Here is a 19,029-nt window from a genome sequence, read left to right on the forward strand (position 1 = left end):
AGAAAGAAACGGACATGGCAGGTTATTTATGAAGCCACTGCTTTAACGGCCAAGGCTTCATGATCAACCCTTTCATGACAGCCATTGGACAGCCTTCAGGTCATCCAATAGCGGGGATCCGAAGGATGGACTAAGGCACTGTAGAAAACAAGATGGGCTGACACAATAAAGCTGACTCAAAAGTCCAAAGATGTTTACGTTTCATCAGAAGCTTGCGCATCGTCTGCGTCCGAGGCATCACTTGAATCAGACTCAGGAAGATCAGAGCTGGGGTCAAAACGGGCAGAAATTTCGGCAAAAGTCAGTGAAGAAATCTCAGGCATGGGGATATTCAACAACGGATCATCATCCGACGGCCCCAGGGCTCGTCGACGTTCTTGTTCAACAGACAATGAATGAGTCGCTTCACCATCTTCGGTCTTATCATCATGTGCAGCCTCATCATGACCCGATAATGGGGGTTGCTCGCGCGCCGCACGGTCCAGCTCATCTTCCCACTCTTGAGCTTCGGGCTCGGGCAGCTCTGCCAAAGCAGGCAGTTCGTCCAGGGTTCTGAGATTAAAATAATCCAGAAACTGGCGTGTTGTGGCATAAAGTGAAGGCCTTCCAGGCACATCACGGTGCCCAATCACTCGAATCCACTCTCGCTCTTCCAAGGTGCGAATGATTTGAGTGCTCACACTCACGCCACGCACTTCTTCAATTTCGCCACGGGTAATCGGCTGCCGGTAAGCCACGAGGGCCAGAGTTTCTAATAATGCTCTCGAATAACGGGGCGGTTTTTCTTCCCACAGTCGACTGACCCAAGCGGCATAATCACTACGGATGTGAAGGCGCCAGCCACTGCCCACCTCCACTAACTCTTGCGCACTAGCATCCAAGCGCGCTGAGAGCTGCATTAAAGCGGTTTTAATGTCATGCCGTGAAGGCTTTTCGTGCTCATCAAAGAGTGCAAATAATTGCTCCACCGACATAGGCCTCTGCGCTGCCAATAGAACGGCTTCAATAATTTGCTCCAGGTGTTCACCACTGGGGGTCAAAACTCAATGCCCTCTTGTCTATCATTCACTGCGCTTTCATCTTCAGCGGCTAAAACGGATTCGTCCTCGGCGGGACGCCGCCGGACATAAATAGGCGCGTAAGGCGTCTGCTGTACCAGCTCGACCAATTTTTCTTTGATCAACTCCAATACCGCCATAAACGTCACGACGATACCGGCTTTTCCTTCATGCTCAGGGAACAATGCCTCAAATGGCATGAATTGTTCTTGCTCACCGAGCGCATCTAAAACATCACTCATCCGCGCACGGGTGGAAAGCGGTTCACGCGCCACCTGATGCTCTTGCTTCAATTCCGCACGCTGTACGACTGAAGCCATCGCCACCAGCACTTCTCGCAAATCAACATCAGGATGCAGCACACGCTTTTCTAGCTCGGGTAAGGCAGGCGCGACAGGATGTAAATCACGTTCCCAACGAGGCAATGCTTCTAATGCCTCAGCGGCATTTTTAAAGCGCTCATATTCCAACAATCGACGAATCAGCTCAGCGCGCGGGTCTGCTTCTTCTTCATCGTCGTCATCTTTGGGTGGGCGAGGCAGTAAAGAACGCGACTTAATCTCAGCCAACATGGCGGCCATCAGCAGATATTCAGCGGCCAACTCAATCTGCATAATGTGCATCAGCTCGACATATTCGAGGTACTGATGGGTAATATGGGCCACATTGATCGACAGAATATCCAGATTATGCCGCCGAATCAGGTACAGTAATAAATCCAGAGGCCCTTCAAAGGTCTCCAGAAAAACACGTAGTGCTTCCGGAGGAATAAACAAATCCTCCGGCAACTGAGTGAGCGTGTCGCCCCCTACCCGAACCTGCCATTTAGCATCAACCTGTAATGAGGCCTCAGCAGACACCGGCATGTCAGACATGGCACTTATTTCAGACATTACACTTGAAACGGTGTTGCATCGCCCCGGCCTTCACGCATCACAATGGGCTCACGTTCACGCAAATCAACAACCGTCGTCGGCTCTACTTGGCAAGCGCCACCATCGATAATCAGATCGACATCATTATGGAGACGATCACGAATCATCTCAGGATCCGTCATGGGCAGATCATCGTCAGGCATGATCAAGGTAACACTCATTAAGGGCGCCCCAAGCTCTTCTAATAGCGCATGAGTAATACGATGCTCAGGCACCCGAATCCCAATAGCGCGACGTTTAGGGTGCAGTAACAAACGCGGGACTTCACTGGTGGCATTCAAAATATAAGTATAAGGCCCTGGCGTATGAGCTTTTAACAAACGAAACACACTATTATCAAATTTAGCGTAAGTCGCGATTTCCGACAGATCAGCACACACCAATGTAAAGTTGTGCTTATCATCTAATTGACGAATCCGTTTAATTTTCTCAACGGCCTTTTTCTCACCCAGACTACAGCCCAGGGCATAAGCGGAGTCTGTGGGGTAAGCCACGACACCACCACGCCGAATAATATCCACGGCACGACTGATTAATCGCGCCTGCGGGTTCTCCGGATGAATCTCTAGAATATCGCTCATTACCTAGCTCCCTTAGCCGGTCTGCAATTTTACTATTTTAACATGTCCAACCATCGGTCACTGCATCCGACAATCCATCACGCCTCAATCCATCACGCCACAATACCGCTAGCGACTTTCCAGCACTGAGAAAGCGGGTCGACATCATCAGGCACTGTGGAAAAACCGCCAAGACGCCATCCCGGCCCAGGAGAGTGAAAATCACTGCCCCAACTCATTTTAAGCCCAAGCTCCTGACAGGTACGCTGAATACTTTGGATCTGACTCGGCTGTTGCCAGCCATTGACAATCTCCACGGCATCGCCACCCGCTTCGGCAAAAGCTGTCACCAACCGAATACGTTTACTGCGCGTTAACTTATAACTGAAAGGGTGTGCCAAGGCCGTCAATGCTCCAGCCGACTTAAGTGACCCAATGGCCTCTTCCATATCTGGCCAATGACGTTTCACATCGCCCGGTTTACCACTGCCCAACACTTTACGAAATGCCGTGCCGGTATTTTTCACAAACCCTTTGCGCACCATCACACGCGCAAAATGAGGCCGACCAGGCACTTCACCACCGGCTTCAGCCGTAGCTTCTTCAAGTGAGACCGGACATCGACATTTAATCAAACGCTGAACAATTTGAGCCGCTCGAGCCCACCGCGCTTGTCGCTGAGATTCCGCCAAGGTATGCGCTTCTGACGTCAACCCTTGTGGCCACAGCGCCACCACATGCAAAGTAAAGCCTTTCCATGTACAGGAAAACTCCATTCCGGGAATCAGCCGCAACCCCAGGGCATTAGCGGCATCTGATGCTTCATCGATGCCATTTAACGTATCATGATCAGTCAGCGCCACTTCCCTTAACCCCGCCTGCCAAGCAGCCTGCATTAAGGCTGCAGGTGATAAGCTGCCATCCGACGCGGTTGAGTGCATATGATAATCGCAATATTGGGGAGCCCATTGCTCCGCTTGCTCACCCATAAGCCAACACCTTTTCATTAAGCGAATATAAACACTGACTGATTCAGTCACTGTGCCAATGGCACTTCGAGTTTGCCACCTCAGTCAACGGTCTCTCCAGATAGATCAGAACCCCAGTGAGAACAGCCGGTCAAAAGAGCGTCCACCAGACTATCGGTATTGGGCGAGGGGTCAACTTAAATATGTGATGAGTCGATAGGTCGTGCACACTACTCTCACTTAAGTGTACTGAAAAATATACTGAGAAATGCCCCGAAAAATGGGCGCAGAGGCGACTTAAAAATGCTGATACAATGCGCTTTAGCACGGTATCTCGTGATACCTGAAACACGTGACGATAGGACGCCACGCTATGCAGATGTTGATTGACTTTCTTCCCGTTATTTTATTTTTCGCAGCTTATAAAATCAGCGGCGATTTATTGACGGCGACCGGTGTATTAATGGTGGCCAGTGTTGCCCAGGTGGGATGGATGTGGTGGCGCCACCGCAAGGTTCAACCCATGCACTTGGTCAGTCTCGGCTTGGTGATACTCCTGGGTGGGGCAACACTGCTATTTCATGATAAAAGCTTCATTCAGTGGAAGCCAACAGTGGTCAACTGGCTATTTGGAGCCGCTTTCCTACTCGCCCCGTTATTCGGCGGGCGAACACTGGTCGAACGTTTGATGGGGGCTTCTCTAACGCTCCCCAAAGCCGTTTGGCAACGCCTGAATATCGCTTGGGTGATCTTCTTCGCTTTGATGGGAGGCTTAAATCTATGGGTCTTTGAGCATTTCAGTGAAGAAGCCTGGGTGAACTTCAAATTATTTGGCATGCTGGGCCTCACATTAGTCTTCGTTATTTTACAAGGCCTCTACTTGAGCAAGCACTTACGCCATGAGCCATCAGACTCATAGTTCGCGGCTCACACCTTAATGATCCAAGGAGATTTCTCATGCTCTACGCCATTATCAGTGAAGACATTCCCAACAGTTTAGAAAAGCGTATGCAAGCACGCCCAGCTCATCTGGCACGCCTAGAAACGCTACAAGCGGAAGGCCGGTTAGTGCTGGCAGGGCCGCATCCTGCGATTGATAGTGATCAACCGGGAGATGCAGGCTTTACGGGCAGCCTCGTCGTGGCCGAATTTGAGAGCTTGGAAGCGGCTCACGCCTGGGCGGATGCCGATCCTTATGTGGATGCCGGCGTCTATTCTAAAGTCATGGTTAAACCCTTTAAAAAGGCTTTTCCCTGATAAATCAAATGGCTGGCTATTTACCCACAAACCCTGTGGAAAACTTTGTGCATCCCGGTGGGAAAAACAGCGCCAGCCAATACCGTAACCTACCAGACACACATTGGTCACATTTTAATCAACGGCCCTAGCCTCATCATGTCTGACACACTTCCTCCCTTACAAGGCTTAGCTCACGCCAGCCTCGACTGGCAAGCACAAGGGCCGATTGCCCGCGACTATCAGGATGTTTACTTCTCCCGAGATGATGGCCAGGCCGAGACCCGCTATGTCTTTATTGAACAGAATTTATTACCTCAACGGCTTGCTCAATGGCAGCAGAAACGCGCTTTCGTCATCGGAGAAACAGGGTTCGGCACAGGCCTAAATCTGCTCTGTGCTTGGCAAGCGTTATTAGACTATGCTCCGCCAGGCACGCGTTTGCATTTCATCTCGGTTGAACGCCACCCACTCAGCCACGTCGATTTATCACAAGCACTCACATCTCACCCTAATTTAGCGCCATTGGCGGCACGCTTACTCGCACAGTACCCAGAAGCCGTCAGCGGCGTGCACCGCTTGCAGTTAAGTGAGCGGGTCAGTGTTGACCTACTATTGGGTGAAGCGGCAGAGATGTTGAGCCTAGTGAACGGGCCTGTAGACAGCTGGTTTTTAGATGGCTTTGCCCCCGCCAAAAACCCACAAATGTGGTCATCAGACCTCTTCCAAGCCCTGGCGCGTTTAAGTCATCCAGAAACACATTTCGCGACGTTTACGGCCGCAGGCGTTGTCAAACGAGGCCTGAAAGCGGTTGGGTTTGAAGTGCGGAAAGTAGCGGGTTTTGGTCATAAGCGTGACATGCTACGAGGCCAGTTTCGCGCGTGTCACTGGCCACACCCGGAGTATCGTCAAACGCCTTGGCTCACCCCTCACCCGAGTACAGCGCTGGGTCGAATCGTGATCATTGGCGCCGGGCTGGCCGGTTTGTCCACAGCGGAAGCACTCACTCGGCGAGGTTACTGCGTCACGATCTTGGATGCTGAAGGCCCAGGTGCAGGAGGTTCTGGCAACCGCCAAGGTGCGCTTTACATTAAGCTGGCCGTGGAAACGAACCTACAAAGTCGTTTTTATCTGAATGGTCTGCAATATAGTCGCCGTTGGCTGACCTTCCTTGATCCACAACAGCAATTCTGGCAAGACAGTGGTGTACTCCAGCTCGCGATGACAGAGAAGGAGCAGCAGCGTCAGGCTCGCTTTATCGAACGCCACCCCAATCTTCCCCCCAACTTACTTCGCTCCGTCACCGCAGCAGAGGCCAGTGAGCGAGCAGGGCTATCGCTCTCTCATGGGGGACTCTGGTACGGTCAAGCAGGGTGGGTGCGCCCAGGAGCATTGTGCCAATGGCTATGCCAACACCCCGGTATTGATTATCAACAGGGGCAAGTCATCGACCTGCAACGAGGCCCCCATGACTGGCAACTGCGCTTATCGGATCAACGTCAACTCAATGCTGATACGGTGATTGTCGCCACAGCGGCCGCTGCGCGCACACTTCCTGGATTAGACTGGCTGCCCACAAAAGCGATTCGAGGCCAAGTCAGCCATGGCCGGCTGACAGACGCAACCCCCACCCCACAATGCGTGATCTGTGCAGGCGGCTATGTGTCTCCGTCACTAGAGCATCAACTCTGCTTTGGCGCCACCTTCAACCTGCATGAATCCAGCCCGCATTTACGTGTGCAAGATCATCAATATAATTTGGAAGAACTTGCCGCCACCTTACCAGACACCGCCAAGGCCTTGATCGATCAAGGGCAAACGGCCGAACAACTTGAGGGACGGGTCGCCTTTCGCTGCGCCAGCCCCGACTACTCGCCGATCGTCGGCCAAGCCCCAGACATCGACGACTGGCAGCAAGGTTATGCTGTCATGGGGCAAGATGCGACTCGAATTCCGCCCCATGAGGGCAAGCGTCTACCCGGGTTATGGCTGAATCTGGGGCATGGATCACGAGGACTTGCCAGCACCCCTTTAGCGGCTGAGTTACTGGCGAGCCAATTGTGCGGAGAACCTTGGCCCATGGAGAGTGCATTAGCTCACCACCTGGACCCAGGTCGGTTAGTCATTCGGCAAATCATTCGCCAAGGTCATGTGAAACGGTCAGTTTAGTTTAAACATCAGACGGTTGGGTCAAATCAGCACCTAACGGATAATCCCCTCTTAACCAGGCTTCGGCCTGGTCTCGGGGCAGAATCTCAGTTGATTCAGTCTCAATGTCATGAATGATCATTAAATCACCACGCTTGAGCTGGGCCTTAACCTCTTCAACCCACCCCTGAATGCCTGCATCCGAGGTATCGGCCGTATCGTAACCCTGCCGCGTGACAAAAGCTTCCAATAGCGCGGCCAATGTTTCCGGTGCCAATAATGAATCCGCAATCGCGACAAAACGCTGATGCATCAAGCCGTCTCCAATTCAGTCAAGCGAGCCATGAGCTCGGCTTCATCTAATACCGTCACGCCAAGGCTTTCCGCCTTGGCCAGCTTACTACCTGCAGCCAAACCGGCCACAACACAGTGGGTCTTTTTCGACACACTGCCTGCAACACGAGCGCCCAAGGCTTCGAGACGAGCTTTCGCCTGCTCCCGGGTCAACTGTTCCAACGTACCGGTCAGCACCCAGGTTTGCCCATTCAAGGGTAGCGTATCACGATCAATCTTGACTTCCTGCCAATGAATGCCCGACTTAATCAGTGCTTCCAATGTTTCCAAGTTATGCGGTTGACGAAAGAAAGTCGCAATATGTCGGGCCACCACTGGGCCGACATCTTCGACAGATTGCAAATTAGCTTCATCGGCGGCTTTTAATGCCTCCAGTGCACCAAAGTGCCGGGCCAGTGTTGCTGCGGTCGCCTCACCCACTTCCCGAATGCCCAAAGCATAGATAAACCGCGCTAAAGTCGTCGACTTACTGTGCTCTAACGCCGCCACCAGATTCTCAGCCGACTTGCGCCCCATGCGTTCCAGTTGAGCCAACTGCTCCGCCTTCAATTGGAATAAATCAGCCGGGTTGGTCACCCACTCTTTATCAACCAATTGTTCAATTAATTTAGTCCCTAAACCATCAATATCCATCGCCTTACGGCTGGCGAAATGCTTCAACGCTTCTTTGCGTTGTGCCGGGCAATAGAGCCCACCCGAGCAGCGCGCCACCACCTCACCTTCAAGCTGTTCAACAGTGGAGCCGCATTCAGGACATTGATCGGGGAGTTGGATCGCGATCGTATGTTCTGGGCGCTGTTCATGGATCACTTCAACCACTTGAGGAATGACATCACCTGCACGGCGCACCACCACGGTATCGCCAATACGGACATCCAACCGTTGAATCTCATCCATATTGTGCAAAGTGGCATTAGAGACCGTCACCCCCGCCACAGCAACCGGCTGCAGCCGAGCGACCGGCGTTAAAGCACCGGTACGCCCCACTTGGAAGTCAATCCCTTCCAGTCGCGTGATTTGGGCTTGAGCGGGATACTTAAACGCGATGGCCCAGCGCGGTGCACGCGAGACAAAACCGAGCTCCGACTGTAAGCGAAGATCGTTCACTTTAATCACCGCACCGTCGATATCATGTGGTAACTGCTCGCGTAACTCACCTAAGCGATGGCAATAGTCAATAATGCCTGCTTGGCCCGTCACCACTTCCTGCTCGGCACTGGTCCGGAACCCCCACTGTGCCAAGCGCTTCATCAAGTCACTGTGTGTCAGACTATTCTCCACGCCCTCTATGCGCGCCACTTGATAGGCACAAAACGTTAAAGGGCGCTGAGCGGCGATTTTAGAGTCCAACTGCCTGAGGCTACCCGCTGCGGCATTACGTGGGTTAGCAAACACTTTGTCACCTGATTCACGCGCCCGAGCATTCAAGGCTTCAAATCCTTGATGCGTCATATACACCTCACCACGCACTTCCAACAAAGCGGGAGCAGGTTCATCTTGGACGCGCAACGTGATCGGAATCGATTGAATCGTTTTCAGGTTCTCGGTAATCCCTTCGCCAGTCATACCGTCACCGCGTGTGGCCCCTTGTCTCAATTGGCCGTTCTCATAAATCAAAGACACTGCCAGCCCATCCAACTTCGGCTCACAACAAAAGTCCATTTGGGCTGATCCACCGACTTCCCGCTCGATTCGGTCGACGAATTGAGCCAGTTCTTCATCGGAGAACGCATTCGAGAGCGACAACATGGGCACTGCGTGACGGACTTCGGAAAATGCTGAAAGCGGTTCACCCCCGACTCGTTGAGTCGGCGAATCGGGCGTAATCTGATCAGGATATTGGGCTTCTAACGCCTGCAATTCACGAAACAAACGATCATATTCTGCATCGGGTAGAGGCGAATCATCGAGGACATAATAACGATAACTGTAATCTTGGAGCTGTTGACGCAATGAGTCTAAACGCGCAAGCGCAGCAGAGGCCTCGGCCATGATCGGGTCCTATTGAATCAAATCAGAAAAAACGGTTGGTCAGTATCATTGTATGGAGAGCGTGCATCCCAATCGCAAGCCATGACAACACGGGCCGCGACAACAGGAGCTATGACCATACGGAGAGGTTATCAGAAAGAGGCCATAGACAGTTGAGCCCTCAAAAACACGACTCGAACCACCCGCGTCGTGCCTGCATCAAGATTGCCGCGATTTACATGCAGCAAGATGCGTTTTGCGTTCAAACTCTTGGATACGTTGCCGATAGTGCTCGACCGTCTGGCTGGTTAGCACGCTACGCTGTTCATCTTGTAACTCACCATCAAAATTACGCACGAGATGATGAGCAATCCCCACCATTTCATCCAAGGCTTCCATAGGATGCATCGGGCCAGGAAGTGCCATCACGAACACAACACCTTGCGTTTCAAACGTTTCGTCCATGCCATGGGCATCAAACCGACCTGGAGCAAACATATTGACCATCGAGTACTCCAAGTGTGCTTTGCCTTGGTGTAAACGAGTTCGATGGAAAAAGCCGTTTTCACTACAGGCCATGCCCACAGCATCCATCAGTTGCTGGAGCGACACGCCATTAAACGGCACGCCCTCTCGGGCATTCACATTAATCGTTAAAAACTCTTCGGCCTCGCTCCAGACGCGCTTTTCTAATGCGGCAAGCGCCGCGGCAATACGATCTTGATGCGAAGGTTCAGGTTCAGGTTCTGGCTCAGGATGAGCAGGCGGTGCCGTATAGTGCTCATCAACGATCGACTCATGCGCTTCAGCAACGGATTCTCTGGCAACTTCGTTGCTATCCGTGTGATCAACGCTGCCGGAGTAATCTACCTCGGACACTGAGGCAATGGACTCATCTGGCGTGTCATCAGCGAAGGTTTGATCATGGGGCTGGGCAGAAGCCGCCATAAAGCTGGGATCATAACGGAAACGAGCACGCATATCATCCCAGCGCGCTTGCTCATCGGCCTCCATCCCTGCATCCACGATATGCTCATGGTCAGCACTGGCAGGGGCTTCTTGCTGATAAAACTGAGGCTGACGAGAAGATTGTGGCATCGCCTCTGACGGCTCATCAAAGGGGCCGTCATCAGACGTATCAGGCAGTGGCTGAGTAAACAAATCTTCCGGGCGCAGAGGCTTACGGCGAGAAGAGCCTGCGGACGGCAACGCAGAATCCGACTCTTGACTGACAGGGTGCTTCAGTACCGGGACAGGATCATCGTCAAACACTTCAACATCGTCGAACAAAGGATCACGATCATGCCATGGGGACTCATTTTCTGAAGAGAGAACCCTTGCCCCACCATTAGGCAATTCGCGTGCAATCTGAGCCCGGCGCGAAGCTTCCTCAGGATCTTCCCAGTCCTCATCATCTTCATCACCAAGACGACGTTGACGACGAATACGGCGTAAACCGTCAAGCGCAATAGCAATGACGACTAGCCCGCCTAAAAGCATCAACCACTCACGCAATCCCATAAGATGCTGTTCTGCCTATTACTTGTCTATAAATCAATGGACGACACTCAATCGTCGATCGCTGTCGACGGGGCGAAATCACATCGAACTCAAAATATCTAGATCCGTTTTACTCATACAGGCTTCACAAACATGTTGTTTAAAAACCTCTTTAATCAACATGCTTCTATAAACATAATGTTATAAACATGAGCTTATATAAGCATAGCGCTCTCAACATAGCTTTCTACATAAAAGCAGCGCACGCTGCATATCCATATCAGACCCACCTGAGAGAAAGCACCAAGTCACTTAACATGACATCGTACTTTGTCATATTTGACAAAAATATGGCCAACGTCTCTTTTTGGCGCCAATGAGCACTACACTGATGATACCTTGACAACAAGTCAATGTAATCAGTTCAAGTGCCAACGGTTAAAAAATGAGCAACCATTGCGCATTGATTACTGAACTAAAGCTTCAGCCTCGGTCATATCAACAGAGACTAAACGGGAGACCCCAGGTTCCTGCATAGTGACGCCCATCAATTGGTCCGCTTTTTCCATGGCTTGCTTGTTATGCGTAATATAGATGAACTGGATACGATCTGACATCTCACGCACTAGATTAGCGTAGCGCCCCACATTCGCATCATCCAGCGGTGCATCCACCTCATCCAACATACAAAACGGTGCTGGGTTCAGCTGAAAAATAGAAAAGACTAAGGCCAACGCTGTGAGTGCCTTTTCGCCCCCTGAGAGCAGGTGAATGGTCGCATTTTTCTTCCCCGGCGGGCGGGCCATGATCGCCACCCCAGTTTCCAACAGATCCTCTCCGGTGAGCTGTAACCAAGCCGTACCACCGCCAAAGACTTTAGGGAATAATGTCTGTAGCCCCTGGTTGACCTGTTCAAACGTCTCTTTAAAACGTGAGCGAGTTTCACGATCAATACGCCGAATGGCTTGAGACAGCGTATCCAGCGCCTCCATTAACTCGGCATACTGAGCATCTAAATACCCCTTACGGGTTTGCTGTTGTTCAAACTCTTCAATTGCGGCAAGGTTAATCGCCCCCAAACGGCGAATACGCTCAACGGTATTATCTAATGTTTGCCGCCAGGCAGACTCGGTCGCATCTTCGGGCAGATCAGGCAAAATATCACGCAAGGTAACGTCCATTTCCGCCAGTTGCGATAAGTGCGCATCACGTTGTGCCATCAAATTCTGCTGCTGCATCCGCACCTCATCAAGCCGAGCACGGACCCGCTCTAACTGCCGGTCATGCTCAGTACGTGATTGCTCTAAGGTGCTCTGACTGTCATAGGCTGTTTGCTGCCGCTGCCTCAGCTGACTGACCGCTTCTTCTTGTTGGGCATGCTGGTCCAATAGTTCATCTAATTGCGCCTGCTGAGTATCATCAGGCTCGTGAATCTCTTCCAGTGCTGCTTCAAGGGTTTGGCGTCGCTCATAAAGCCGGTCTCGCTGTTGTTGTGTTCGCGCCAGCCCTTCTGTCATCCCTTGCTGACTGGTCAACAGCTCCTGCCGTTTGAGCTGCAACTGTTGCCGGGTTTGCTGATACTGGGACTGCGCCTGGCGGGCCTGCTCAACCGCGTCTCGCGCCTGTTGACGCGCTCGATCTAACGCCTCGCGCTGCTCAACGTTGTTTTCGACACGCGCTAACGCTGCCTGCCAAGTGTCACGCGCCGACATTAAGGCCATCTCGGTGTCTTCCATCTGGATGGCCAGCTCTTCGCGTTCCTCAGCCATTTGCCCTTGACGTTCGGCAATATGGCCACGACGAGTTTCAAGCGTTGCAAGTTCACTAGAGAGTTGAGAGACACGCCCCTGTATTGGCTTTTGTTGGGCGACCAATGTCTGGCGTTTCTGCTCACCGCTCTCTAAATCACGCTCTAAGCGTGTTAAGTGCTCTGCCGTGCTCTCGATCGTTTCTGCCAGCTCATCCTGCTCAACCTCCAATACTTCTAATGCCCTTTGGCGTGCCAGCGGCCCATCATCGTTCTGGTCTGCGGGATGTATCCTTAACCAGTCCGGCCCCAACCAATAACCTTCAGGAGTGATACAGGATTGCTCTGCCGTCAGCGTCGGGCGTAATACCAACCCCTCAGCCAAAGACGGCACCACGAGGATCTTGGCCAAGCCACGACGCACCGCATCTGGCCCTTGCACATAAGCGGCCAAAGTTTGATCAGGGCTGGCGGTCAATTGGGTATCAACCATCAAGCTGAGAGATCCTTGGGGGGACTGAGCTAAAGCCTCAAGCTGGGCATCCGGCAAGGCACCGGGTAAAACTAAAGCTTGCAGTTGATCAGCCAAAACGGTTTCCACCGCATGTTCCCACCCCGGTGCCACAACCAACTTTTCTGCTAATCGAGCTTCATGTGCCAATCCTTGTTGCGCCAACCACTGGTTCACCCCCTCATCATCATGCTTTAACGCAGCTTGCTGCAAGGCCTGCAAAGAAGCCAACCGCCCAGAATTTTGTTGATACCGAGTACGCCTCTGATCCAGCTGATCACGCAGCTGTTGCACCTGCTCACGCAGGCTTTCACGTTGTTGCTGGAGCTGTTCCGCTTCCTCGTCAAGCGTTTGGATCTGATCCTGCATGGCCTCACGTTCAAGCGTCAGTGAGGTAATCTGCTCATCCAACTGCGTGGTTGATTCTAAAGACGAGGCTTGCTCACTCAGACGCTGAAGGCGTTGCTTCAATTGAGTTTGATTGGTTTCATGCTGCTGAATACTGGCACGCGCTAACTCGGCTTCGCGCTGATCCCGATCGGCATGCTCACGAAATGTTTCCCAGCGTGCCTGACAGTCTTCAAGTTGTTCCGATTGCTGAGCCAACGCCTCCTCAGCCATCAAGTGCTGCTCATCCAGGGCTTCAAGCTCGGGCTGAAGCGATGCTAACGCCTCTTCAAGCTCGGTGAGACGTGCTCGATCCGATTGATCAGATTCATTCAATTCCTGCTCACTGCGCATCAGGGCTTCTAAATCCTGCTGCAGCTGTCGAGCGCGTTGAGTACGATGCTGTAAATGCTGTTCTAAACGTGCAATCGCCTGACCGGTTTCATGAAAGCGGGCTTGAGCGTCATCCAATGCATCCGCCGCTTGAGTCTGGGTCTGACGCGCCGTCTCCAGCTCACTTTCGATTCGCCGGATTTCAACCAAATGCGCTTCAACTTCAAGCTCCAACTCACGGACTTGATCAATAATCCCCTTGAGCTGATGATCGGCCTCGCGCCAGCGCAGTACCGCAAGCTCGCCCCGTAAACGTCGCTCATCCGCTTTGAGTTGTTGGTAACGACGGGCCGCCTCTGCTTGACGAGATAAACGCTCGAGCTGTCGACCCAGCTCGTCCCTCACATCCTCCAGACGCTCAAGATTATCTTCTGTGCGTCGCATGCGGTTTTCAGTTTCGCGCCGGCGTTCTTTGTATTTGGAAATACCCGCAGCTTCTTCCAAATAAACCCGCAACTCTTCGGGCTTCGCCTCAATCAATCGGGCAATCATGCCCTGCTCAATAATCGCATAAGAGCGCGGCCCTAGACCGGTGCCCAGAAACAAGTCCGTGATATCGCGACGACGGCACTTAGTCCCGTTAAGAAAGTAATTCGACTGGCCTTCTCGCGTCACCTGACGCTTGACTGCAATTTCAGCATATTGCGCGTAAGCACCGCCTAACTTACCGGCCGTATTATCAAACACCAATTCAATGGAGGCTTGGCCAACGGGTTTTCGTCCTCGGGAACCATTGAAAATCACATCAGTCATGGACTCGCCACGCAGATACTTGGCGGACGACTCCCCCATTACCCAGCGTACCGCATCAATGACATTCGATTTGCCACAGCCATTAGGGCCGACAATCGCGCTCATATTACTTTTGAAGGGCACCGTTGTCGGGTCAACGAAGGATTTAAACCCCGCCAGCTTAATGGATTTGAGGCGCATGCATCATCAGTCTACGTTAGTCAAAAGAACAGGCTAGGCCCAGAAACGACAAACGGGCCATTTTGGCCCGTCCTTGTATCGCTCGCAAGCATCCTTTTACGAGGCCGGATCAGTCTCTAAGCGTTGATCAATCACGATATTGACCTCCTGACGACCGTCAACCGCCAGCGGTGTATCGCTTCCCCCTTGCCAATCTCCCGGCTGAGCCTTGGGATCACCATGACGAGAAACGCGAGCCTGAACGAGCACTTGCTCCGCCTGAGATAAGCGAGCCTGCGGGGACATTGCCTGCCCATCATCCAGAACCACCGTCGTCGGCAGATCACTGACTTTCAGACGTGCCACCGCCAAAGGCATAGGCAGATCGGGTCGACGTGCTAAGACATAGACCACATCATCCTCACTCACCGCCATACGCGCTCGATTGGAAAGATCAACTTTCACCGCAAAGCTAGCCTGAGCCTGCAGAGGCGCTTGACCCAGCCGAATACGTAACTCGTTAACACCTTCGGTGAGTGCTTTTTCAGCCTCAGGAGATTGCGCACTGGCTAAAGCACGCTCCCAGTAATCCAATGCAGAAGCCCATTGCTCAGATTGATAAGCATGCATGCCCAACAAACTCAGCGCTTGAGACTGGGACGGATTAGCCTCTAATGCCTCATCGATCAGCGTTTTTACTCGGCTCGACATCTGTCGTTGATCGGCAAAGTAGTAAGCTTGGGCCGTTTGTGCCAAGAACACAGGTTGACGCCCTTGCAGACGCATAATCTGCTCCAACGCCTGCCCCCCTTGTTCATAACGCCCCATATCTAGATAAATACGTGCCAACAGCGACCAGCCTTGGGGATCATCTGGATGTTCTTCGACAGTCTGTTCAAGCCGCTTCAACAACTTACCAAAATCTTGCTGACCTTCAGCCACTAGCTGTTGATGGGTAAAGTAAGCCGCGACCTCATCAGCACCTCCCCAATGACGATATAATCCTGCCGCCCCCAGGATCATGCTCAAGGCCACGACGACCACACCCATCATGGCCGTTTTATTCGAACCAGAGCGCCACTCAGCCGCGGCTTCCTGTTCAGTATCCGCTAAAAGGCTATCTTCCAACTCATGACGCTGCTGTTGATAAGCAGGGGCATCTAATTCACCTGCAGCATGCGCTTGCTCTAAAGCAGCCAGCTTTTGCTGAAACAAACGCACATTTTCAGCATTCCGAGCCTTGTGCTCACTGATCAAACGTTGCTGCAGACGAGGCCACCGCCAAACGGCTAGCAATAACACGAGAACAGCCATCACAACCAAAAGGCTCAGGCCGATCCATAAACTACTCATGAGGGAATATCCTTGTCGTCAGCATAGCGATCCAACACTTGCTGCAAGCGTGCAGCGCGTTGAGCTTCGTGGGGGGAAGACGTCACCTCAGCTGCCGCATTAGACTGGCGGCGCTTATGCCATACCAGCCCCAAGATAATGATGGCACCCGCCAATAGCGCCAATGGCGGCAACCACCATAAAACCCAAGTATCTTTCCGCATGGGGGGCTGATACACCACATAATCACCAAACCGGGCCTTCATATAATCAATCACTTCCTGATCCGAATGCCCTTGCTGTAAAAGAGTAAACAGCTGTTCACGCATATCTTGAGCGATTGGCGAATTCGACCCCCCAATAGTTTGGTTCTGGCACTTAGGGCAGCGCAATAGTTCGGTAAGATGTTGAAATCGATCACGCTGTTGATCATCTGCGAATGGAAACACTTCGATCGCGGCGTGAGCCATTGAGACAATGAGCAGACCCATACATAGGCCCATCAATGTTTTTGCCATCGGCGCACCTCCGGCAGGAGCGTTTCATTTAATAGGGTTTCGGTCACAACCCCCGTCAGGTGATAACGAATGGTGCCCTCACGATCGACCAAAAAAGTTTCTGGCGCACCATAAACGCCGAGATCAAAGGCCAGTGCCCGCATACCTTCAGGCTCCTGTAAATTCATTTGATAGGGGTTGCCCATTTTACGTAAATACTCATGAGCTTTTTCCGGCGTATCTTTGTAGTTCAACCCAATGACCGGCACACCGGCTTTTGCAGCCGCCACAATGTATTCATGCTCATCGTAACAACTGGGGCACCAACTCCCCCAGACATTAAGCAAGAAGACTTGACCTAGTAGGTCATCACGCGTCACCACTTGATGCGGAGCGTCCAGTCGTTTCAAACTGAACTCAGGTAACGGCTGGCCGATCATGGTGGAAGCGCGCTCCATCGGGTTCAGTGACAAGCCTCGCATGAAAAAAACCGCTAACACCAAAAAAATCGCCAACGGAATAAACAGCACCAAACGCCTCATACCGCAACCTCCGTGACGGCAGCAGCCTCTTCAGAACGCTTGACCCGAGACCGATAACGTTTATCACAAGCCGCTAAGAGACCACCAAGCGCCATGAAGCCCCCACCAAACCATAACCAACGAACAAAAGGTTTATAGTGAACACGCATCGCCCAAGCCCCATCCGCCAGAGGCTCTCCCATCGCCACGTAAATATCTCGCGTGAAGCCCCAGTCAATCGCCGCTTCCGTCATCGGCATCCGGCGTACCGCATATAAGCGTTTTTCAGGATGCAGTACTGAAATTTGGGCCCCATCGGGTCCCGACACCGACACGACTGCACGCTCAGCGGTATAGTTCGGCCCTTCTACATGTTCCAGTGAGGTCAACGTAAAGTTCAGCCCATGCACCTCAACAGGCTCCTGCAAGGCCATTCGGATATCCCGCTCTTCAGCATAATTAGCCACCATGGTGACCCCAAAAGCGGTCATAGCTAAACCAAGGTGGCCTAAGATCATGCCCCAGCGGCTGGCCGTCACCCCAGCAAGACCGCGTCGACCTCGAGCCGCTTCATACAGGTCACGCAGTGATGTCAGCACAATCCAGAGCGTCACCGTCATGCCCATAGCCACCCAGAAGTGCCATTGCCCATCATAGATAAACGGAAGTACAACAAGGCCAAAGACCAGGGTCGCGCCAGCAGCCCACCATAAGCGCTGCCGTAAGCGCTGCCAACGGGCCTGCTTCCATTCCGTCAAAGGCCCTAATCCCATAAAGAACGCCAGCAGAATCATTTGCGGCGCAATCAAGGCATTGAAGTAAGGAGGTCCGACAGAAATTTTGCCATGTCCCAATGCATCCAGTAATAGCGGATAGATTGTCCCCAATAGGACCGTCAACATCGCCACAACAAGAATAATATTATTGACAAGCAAAAAGACTTCGCGGGAAAACAGCGCATAGCGCACCTTGACGTTCACTTTAGGTACGCGCAATGCATAAAGCAGTAATGAGCCCCCAATCGTGATTCCCAACAGGACCAAAATAAAGAAGCCCCGACCTGGGTCAGCCGCAAACGCATGCACCGAATTCAGCACGCCGGAGCGCACCAAGAAAGTCCCCAGCAAGCTCAATGAAAACGAGAAGATGGCCAGTAGCAGTGTCCAACTACGGAAGACACCACGTTTCTCCGTCACCGCCAAAGAGTGCATCAGGGCGGTTCCCACCAACCAAGGCATCAAAGAGGCATTTTCGACCGGATCCCAGAACCACCAGCCCCCCCAGCCCAGTTCGTAATAGGCCCACCACGAACCGAGGGTGATACCTAATGTCAGGAAGATCCAGGCCACCGTTGTCCAGGGCCGACTCCAACGTGCCCAAGCCGCATCCAACCGACCACTCCAGAGCGCGGTAATCGCAAATGCAAACGCCACAGCAAACCCGACATAGCCCATATAAAGCAAAGGCGGATGCACGATAAGACCGAAGTCCTGTAAGAGCGGGTTCAGGTCAGCACCATCCGTCGGGATTCGGGGCAAAATACGCTCAAAGGGGTCAGATGTCGCCAGAATAAACAGCGCAAACCCGACAGAAATCGCGCCCATCACCGCCAGTACACGCGCTAAAATTTCAGCGGGTAATCCACGCGTCAGGCTGACAGCAAATGTCCACCCAGACAGGATCCAAATCCACAGCAATAACGATCCCTCGTGGCTGCCCCACACAGCGCTAAATTTATAGTACCAAGGCAAAGCACTATTCGAGTTATTGGCAATATACGCCACACTGAAATCATCCAGCATGAAGCTCGCTGTCAAACAGGCAAAACTGAATGTCAGGAATAAGAACTGTCCCCATGCCGCCGGTTGCGCATAAGCCAACCAAACCGGTTGACGTACCAGAGTGCCCAATAACGGCATCACCATCTGCACACAAGCCATGCACAGGGCCAGAATTAAGGCAAAGTGGCCTAATTCGGGTAATTCGATTATGTGCATGA

The 19,029-nt window shown here is 52.4% G+C and carries 15 protein-coding genes; 3 read left to right on the top strand and 12 right to left on the bottom strand.

The window, feature by feature from the left end:
• Positions 1-194 precede the first annotated feature (194 nt).
• The 4 genes from scpB to BFW38_RS11880 all read right to left on the bottom strand — a co-directional run bounded on the left by scpB (position 195) and on the right by BFW38_RS11880 (position 3,542).
• Positions 195-1,040, bottom strand: coding sequence for an SMC-Scp complex subunit ScpB (gene scpB / locus BFW38_RS11865; protein ID WP_068998967.1), 846 nt, complete (start codon positions 1,038-1,040; stop codon positions 195-197).
• Positions 1,037-1,933, bottom strand: a complete 897-nt coding sequence (locus BFW38_RS11870; protein WP_069000437.1) for a segregation and condensation protein A — start codon at positions 1,931-1,933, stop codon at positions 1,037-1,039. The genes scpB and BFW38_RS11870 overlap by 4 nt, the downstream gene beginning before the upstream one ends.
• A 17-nt stretch (positions 1,934-1,950) precedes the next feature.
• Positions 1,951-2,574, bottom strand: a complete 624-nt coding sequence (locus BFW38_RS11875) for an L-threonylcarbamoyladenylate synthase (RefSeq protein WP_068998969.1) — start codon at positions 2,572-2,574, stop codon at positions 1,951-1,953.
• Between the two features lie 92 nt (positions 2,575-2,666).
• On the bottom strand, positions 2,667-3,542 hold the full coding sequence (locus BFW38_RS11880; RefSeq protein WP_068998970.1) for a PHP domain-containing protein: 876 nt from the start codon (positions 3,540-3,542) through the stop codon (positions 2,667-2,669).
• A 352-nt stretch (positions 3,543-3,894) separates the two neighbouring features.
• On the opposite strand from BFW38_RS11880, the gene BFW38_RS11885 reads away from it, so the two are divergent.
• From BFW38_RS11885 to mnmC, 3 genes are all read left to right on the top strand, one after another.
• Positions 3,895-4,440: a septation protein A gene (locus tag BFW38_RS11885; RefSeq protein ID WP_068998975.1), complete on the top strand. Its 546-nt coding sequence runs from the start codon at positions 3,895-3,897 to the stop codon at positions 4,438-4,440.
• A gap of 38 nt (positions 4,441-4,478) precedes the next feature.
• Entirely contained in the window at positions 4,479-4,778 is a 300-nt protein-coding gene (locus tag BFW38_RS11890; RefSeq protein ID WP_068998982.1) for a YciI family protein, read from the top strand.
• A gap of 138 nt (positions 4,779-4,916) precedes the next feature.
• The gene (mnmC, locus tag BFW38_RS11895; protein WP_068998984.1) at positions 4,917-6,926 is read left to right on the top strand and encodes a bifunctional tRNA (5-methylaminomethyl-2-thiouridine)(34)-methyltransferase MnmC2/FAD-dependent 5-carboxymethylaminomethyl-2-thiouridine(34) oxidoreductase MnmC1; all 2,010 of its coding nucleotides are present in this window, start codon (positions 4,917-4,919) and stop codon (positions 6,924-6,926) included.
• Between the two features lies 1 nt (position 6,927).
• Here mnmC and BFW38_RS11900 read toward each other — a convergent pair whose 3' ends face one another.
• The 8 genes from BFW38_RS11900 to BFW38_RS11935 all read right to left on the bottom strand — a co-directional run bounded on the left by BFW38_RS11900 (position 6,928) and on the right by BFW38_RS11935 (position 19,027).
• Positions 6,928-7,218 carry a YheU family protein gene (locus BFW38_RS11900; protein WP_068998986.1) on the bottom strand — a complete coding sequence of 97 codons (291 nt, stop codon included), beginning with the start codon at positions 7,216-7,218 and terminating at the stop codon, positions 6,928-6,930.
• Positions 7,218-9,251, bottom strand: coding sequence for an NAD-dependent DNA ligase LigA (gene ligA, locus BFW38_RS11905; RefSeq protein ID WP_068998987.1), 2,034 nt, complete (start codon positions 9,249-9,251; stop codon positions 7,218-7,220). The genes BFW38_RS11900 and ligA overlap by 1 nt, the downstream gene beginning before the upstream one ends.
• Before the next feature lie 198 nt (positions 9,252-9,449).
• The gene (locus BFW38_RS11910; protein ID WP_068998988.1) at positions 9,450-10,751 is read right to left on the bottom strand and encodes a cell division protein ZipA; all 1,302 of its coding nucleotides are present in this window, start codon (positions 10,749-10,751) and stop codon (positions 9,450-9,452) included.
• A 446-nt stretch (positions 10,752-11,197) separates the two neighbouring features.
• Positions 11,198-14,701: a chromosome segregation protein SMC gene (gene smc, locus BFW38_RS11915; protein ID WP_068998991.1), complete on the bottom strand. Its 3,504-nt coding sequence runs from the start codon at positions 14,699-14,701 to the stop codon at positions 11,198-11,200.
• A gap of 96 nt (positions 14,702-14,797) precedes the next feature.
• On the bottom strand, positions 14,798-16,033 hold the full coding sequence (ccmI, locus tag BFW38_RS11920; protein ID WP_068998993.1) for a c-type cytochrome biogenesis protein CcmI: 1,236 nt from the start codon (positions 16,031-16,033) through the stop codon (positions 14,798-14,800).
• Positions 16,030-16,530, bottom strand: coding sequence for a cytochrome c-type biogenesis protein (locus BFW38_RS11925; RefSeq protein ID WP_068998995.1), 501 nt, complete (start codon positions 16,528-16,530; stop codon positions 16,030-16,032). The genes ccmI and BFW38_RS11925 overlap by 4 nt, the downstream gene beginning before the upstream one ends.
• On the bottom strand, positions 16,515-17,051 hold the full coding sequence (locus BFW38_RS11930) for a DsbE family thiol:disulfide interchange protein (RefSeq protein ID WP_068998997.1): 537 nt from the start codon (positions 17,049-17,051) through the stop codon (positions 16,515-16,517). The genes BFW38_RS11925 and BFW38_RS11930 overlap by 16 nt, the downstream gene beginning before the upstream one ends.
• Positions 17,048-19,027, bottom strand: coding sequence for a heme lyase CcmF/NrfE family subunit (locus tag BFW38_RS11935; protein WP_068998999.1), 1,980 nt, complete (start codon positions 19,025-19,027; stop codon positions 17,048-17,050). Before BFW38_RS11935 ends, BFW38_RS11930 begins: the two co-directional genes overlap by 4 nt.
• Positions 19,028-19,029: the final 2 nt, after the last annotated feature.

The organism is Terasakiispira papahanaumokuakeensis (assembly GCF_001709345.1).
Taxonomy (GTDB): Bacteria; Pseudomonadota; Gammaproteobacteria; order Pseudomonadales; family Halomonadaceae; genus Terasakiispira; species Terasakiispira papahanaumokuakeensis.

What these genes read in the sequence shown, in the direction of transcription:
- BFW38_RS11870 (WP_069000437.1), bottom strand. Translation starts at nt 1,933, where the DNA reads ATGTCTGACATGCCGGTGTCTGCTGAGGCCTCATTACAGGTTGATGCT.
- BFW38_RS11875 (WP_068998969.1), bottom strand. Translation starts at nt 2,574, where the DNA reads ATGAGCGATATTCTAGAGATTCATCCGGAGAACCCGCAGGCGCGATTA.
- BFW38_RS11880 (WP_068998970.1), bottom strand. Translation starts at nt 3,542, where the DNA reads ATGGGTGAGCAAGCGGAGCAATGGGCTCCCCAATATTGCGATTATCAT.
- BFW38_RS11885 (WP_068998975.1), top strand. Translation starts at nt 3,895, where the DNA reads ATGCAGATGTTGATTGACTTTCTTCCCGTTATTTTATTTTTCGCAGCT.
- BFW38_RS11890 (WP_068998982.1), top strand. Translation starts at nt 4,479, where the DNA reads ATGCTCTACGCCATTATCAGTGAAGACATTCCCAACAGTTTAGAAAAG.
- mnmC (WP_068998984.1), top strand. Translation starts at nt 4,917, where the DNA reads ATGTCTGACACACTTCCTCCCTTACAAGGCTTAGCTCACGCCAGCCTC.
- BFW38_RS11900 (WP_068998986.1), bottom strand. Translation starts at nt 7,218, where the DNA reads ATGCATCAGCGTTTTGTCGCGATTGCGGATTCATTATTGGCACCGGAA.
- ligA (WP_068998987.1), bottom strand. Translation starts at nt 9,251, where the DNA reads ATGGCCGAGGCCTCTGCTGCGCTTGCGCGTTTAGACTCATTGCGTCAA.
- BFW38_RS11910 (WP_068998988.1), bottom strand. Translation starts at nt 10,751, where the DNA reads ATGGGATTGCGTGAGTGGTTGATGCTTTTAGGCGGGCTAGTCGTCATT.
- smc (WP_068998991.1), bottom strand. Translation starts at nt 14,701, where the DNA reads ATGCGCCTCAAATCCATTAAGCTGGCGGGGTTTAAATCCTTCGTTGAC.
- ccmI (WP_068998993.1), bottom strand. Translation starts at nt 16,033, where the DNA reads ATGAGTAGTTTATGGATCGGCCTGAGCCTTTTGGTTGTGATGGCTGTT.
- BFW38_RS11925 (WP_068998995.1), bottom strand. Translation starts at nt 16,530, where the DNA reads ATGGCAAAAACATTGATGGGCCTATGTATGGGTCTGCTCATTGTCTCA.
- BFW38_RS11930 (WP_068998997.1), bottom strand. Translation starts at nt 17,051, where the DNA reads ATGAGGCGTTTGGTGCTGTTTATTCCGTTGGCGATTTTTTTGGTGTTA.
- BFW38_RS11935 (WP_068998999.1), bottom strand. Translation starts at nt 19,027, where the DNA reads ATGCACATAATCGAATTACCCGAATTAGGCCACTTTGCCTTAATTCTG.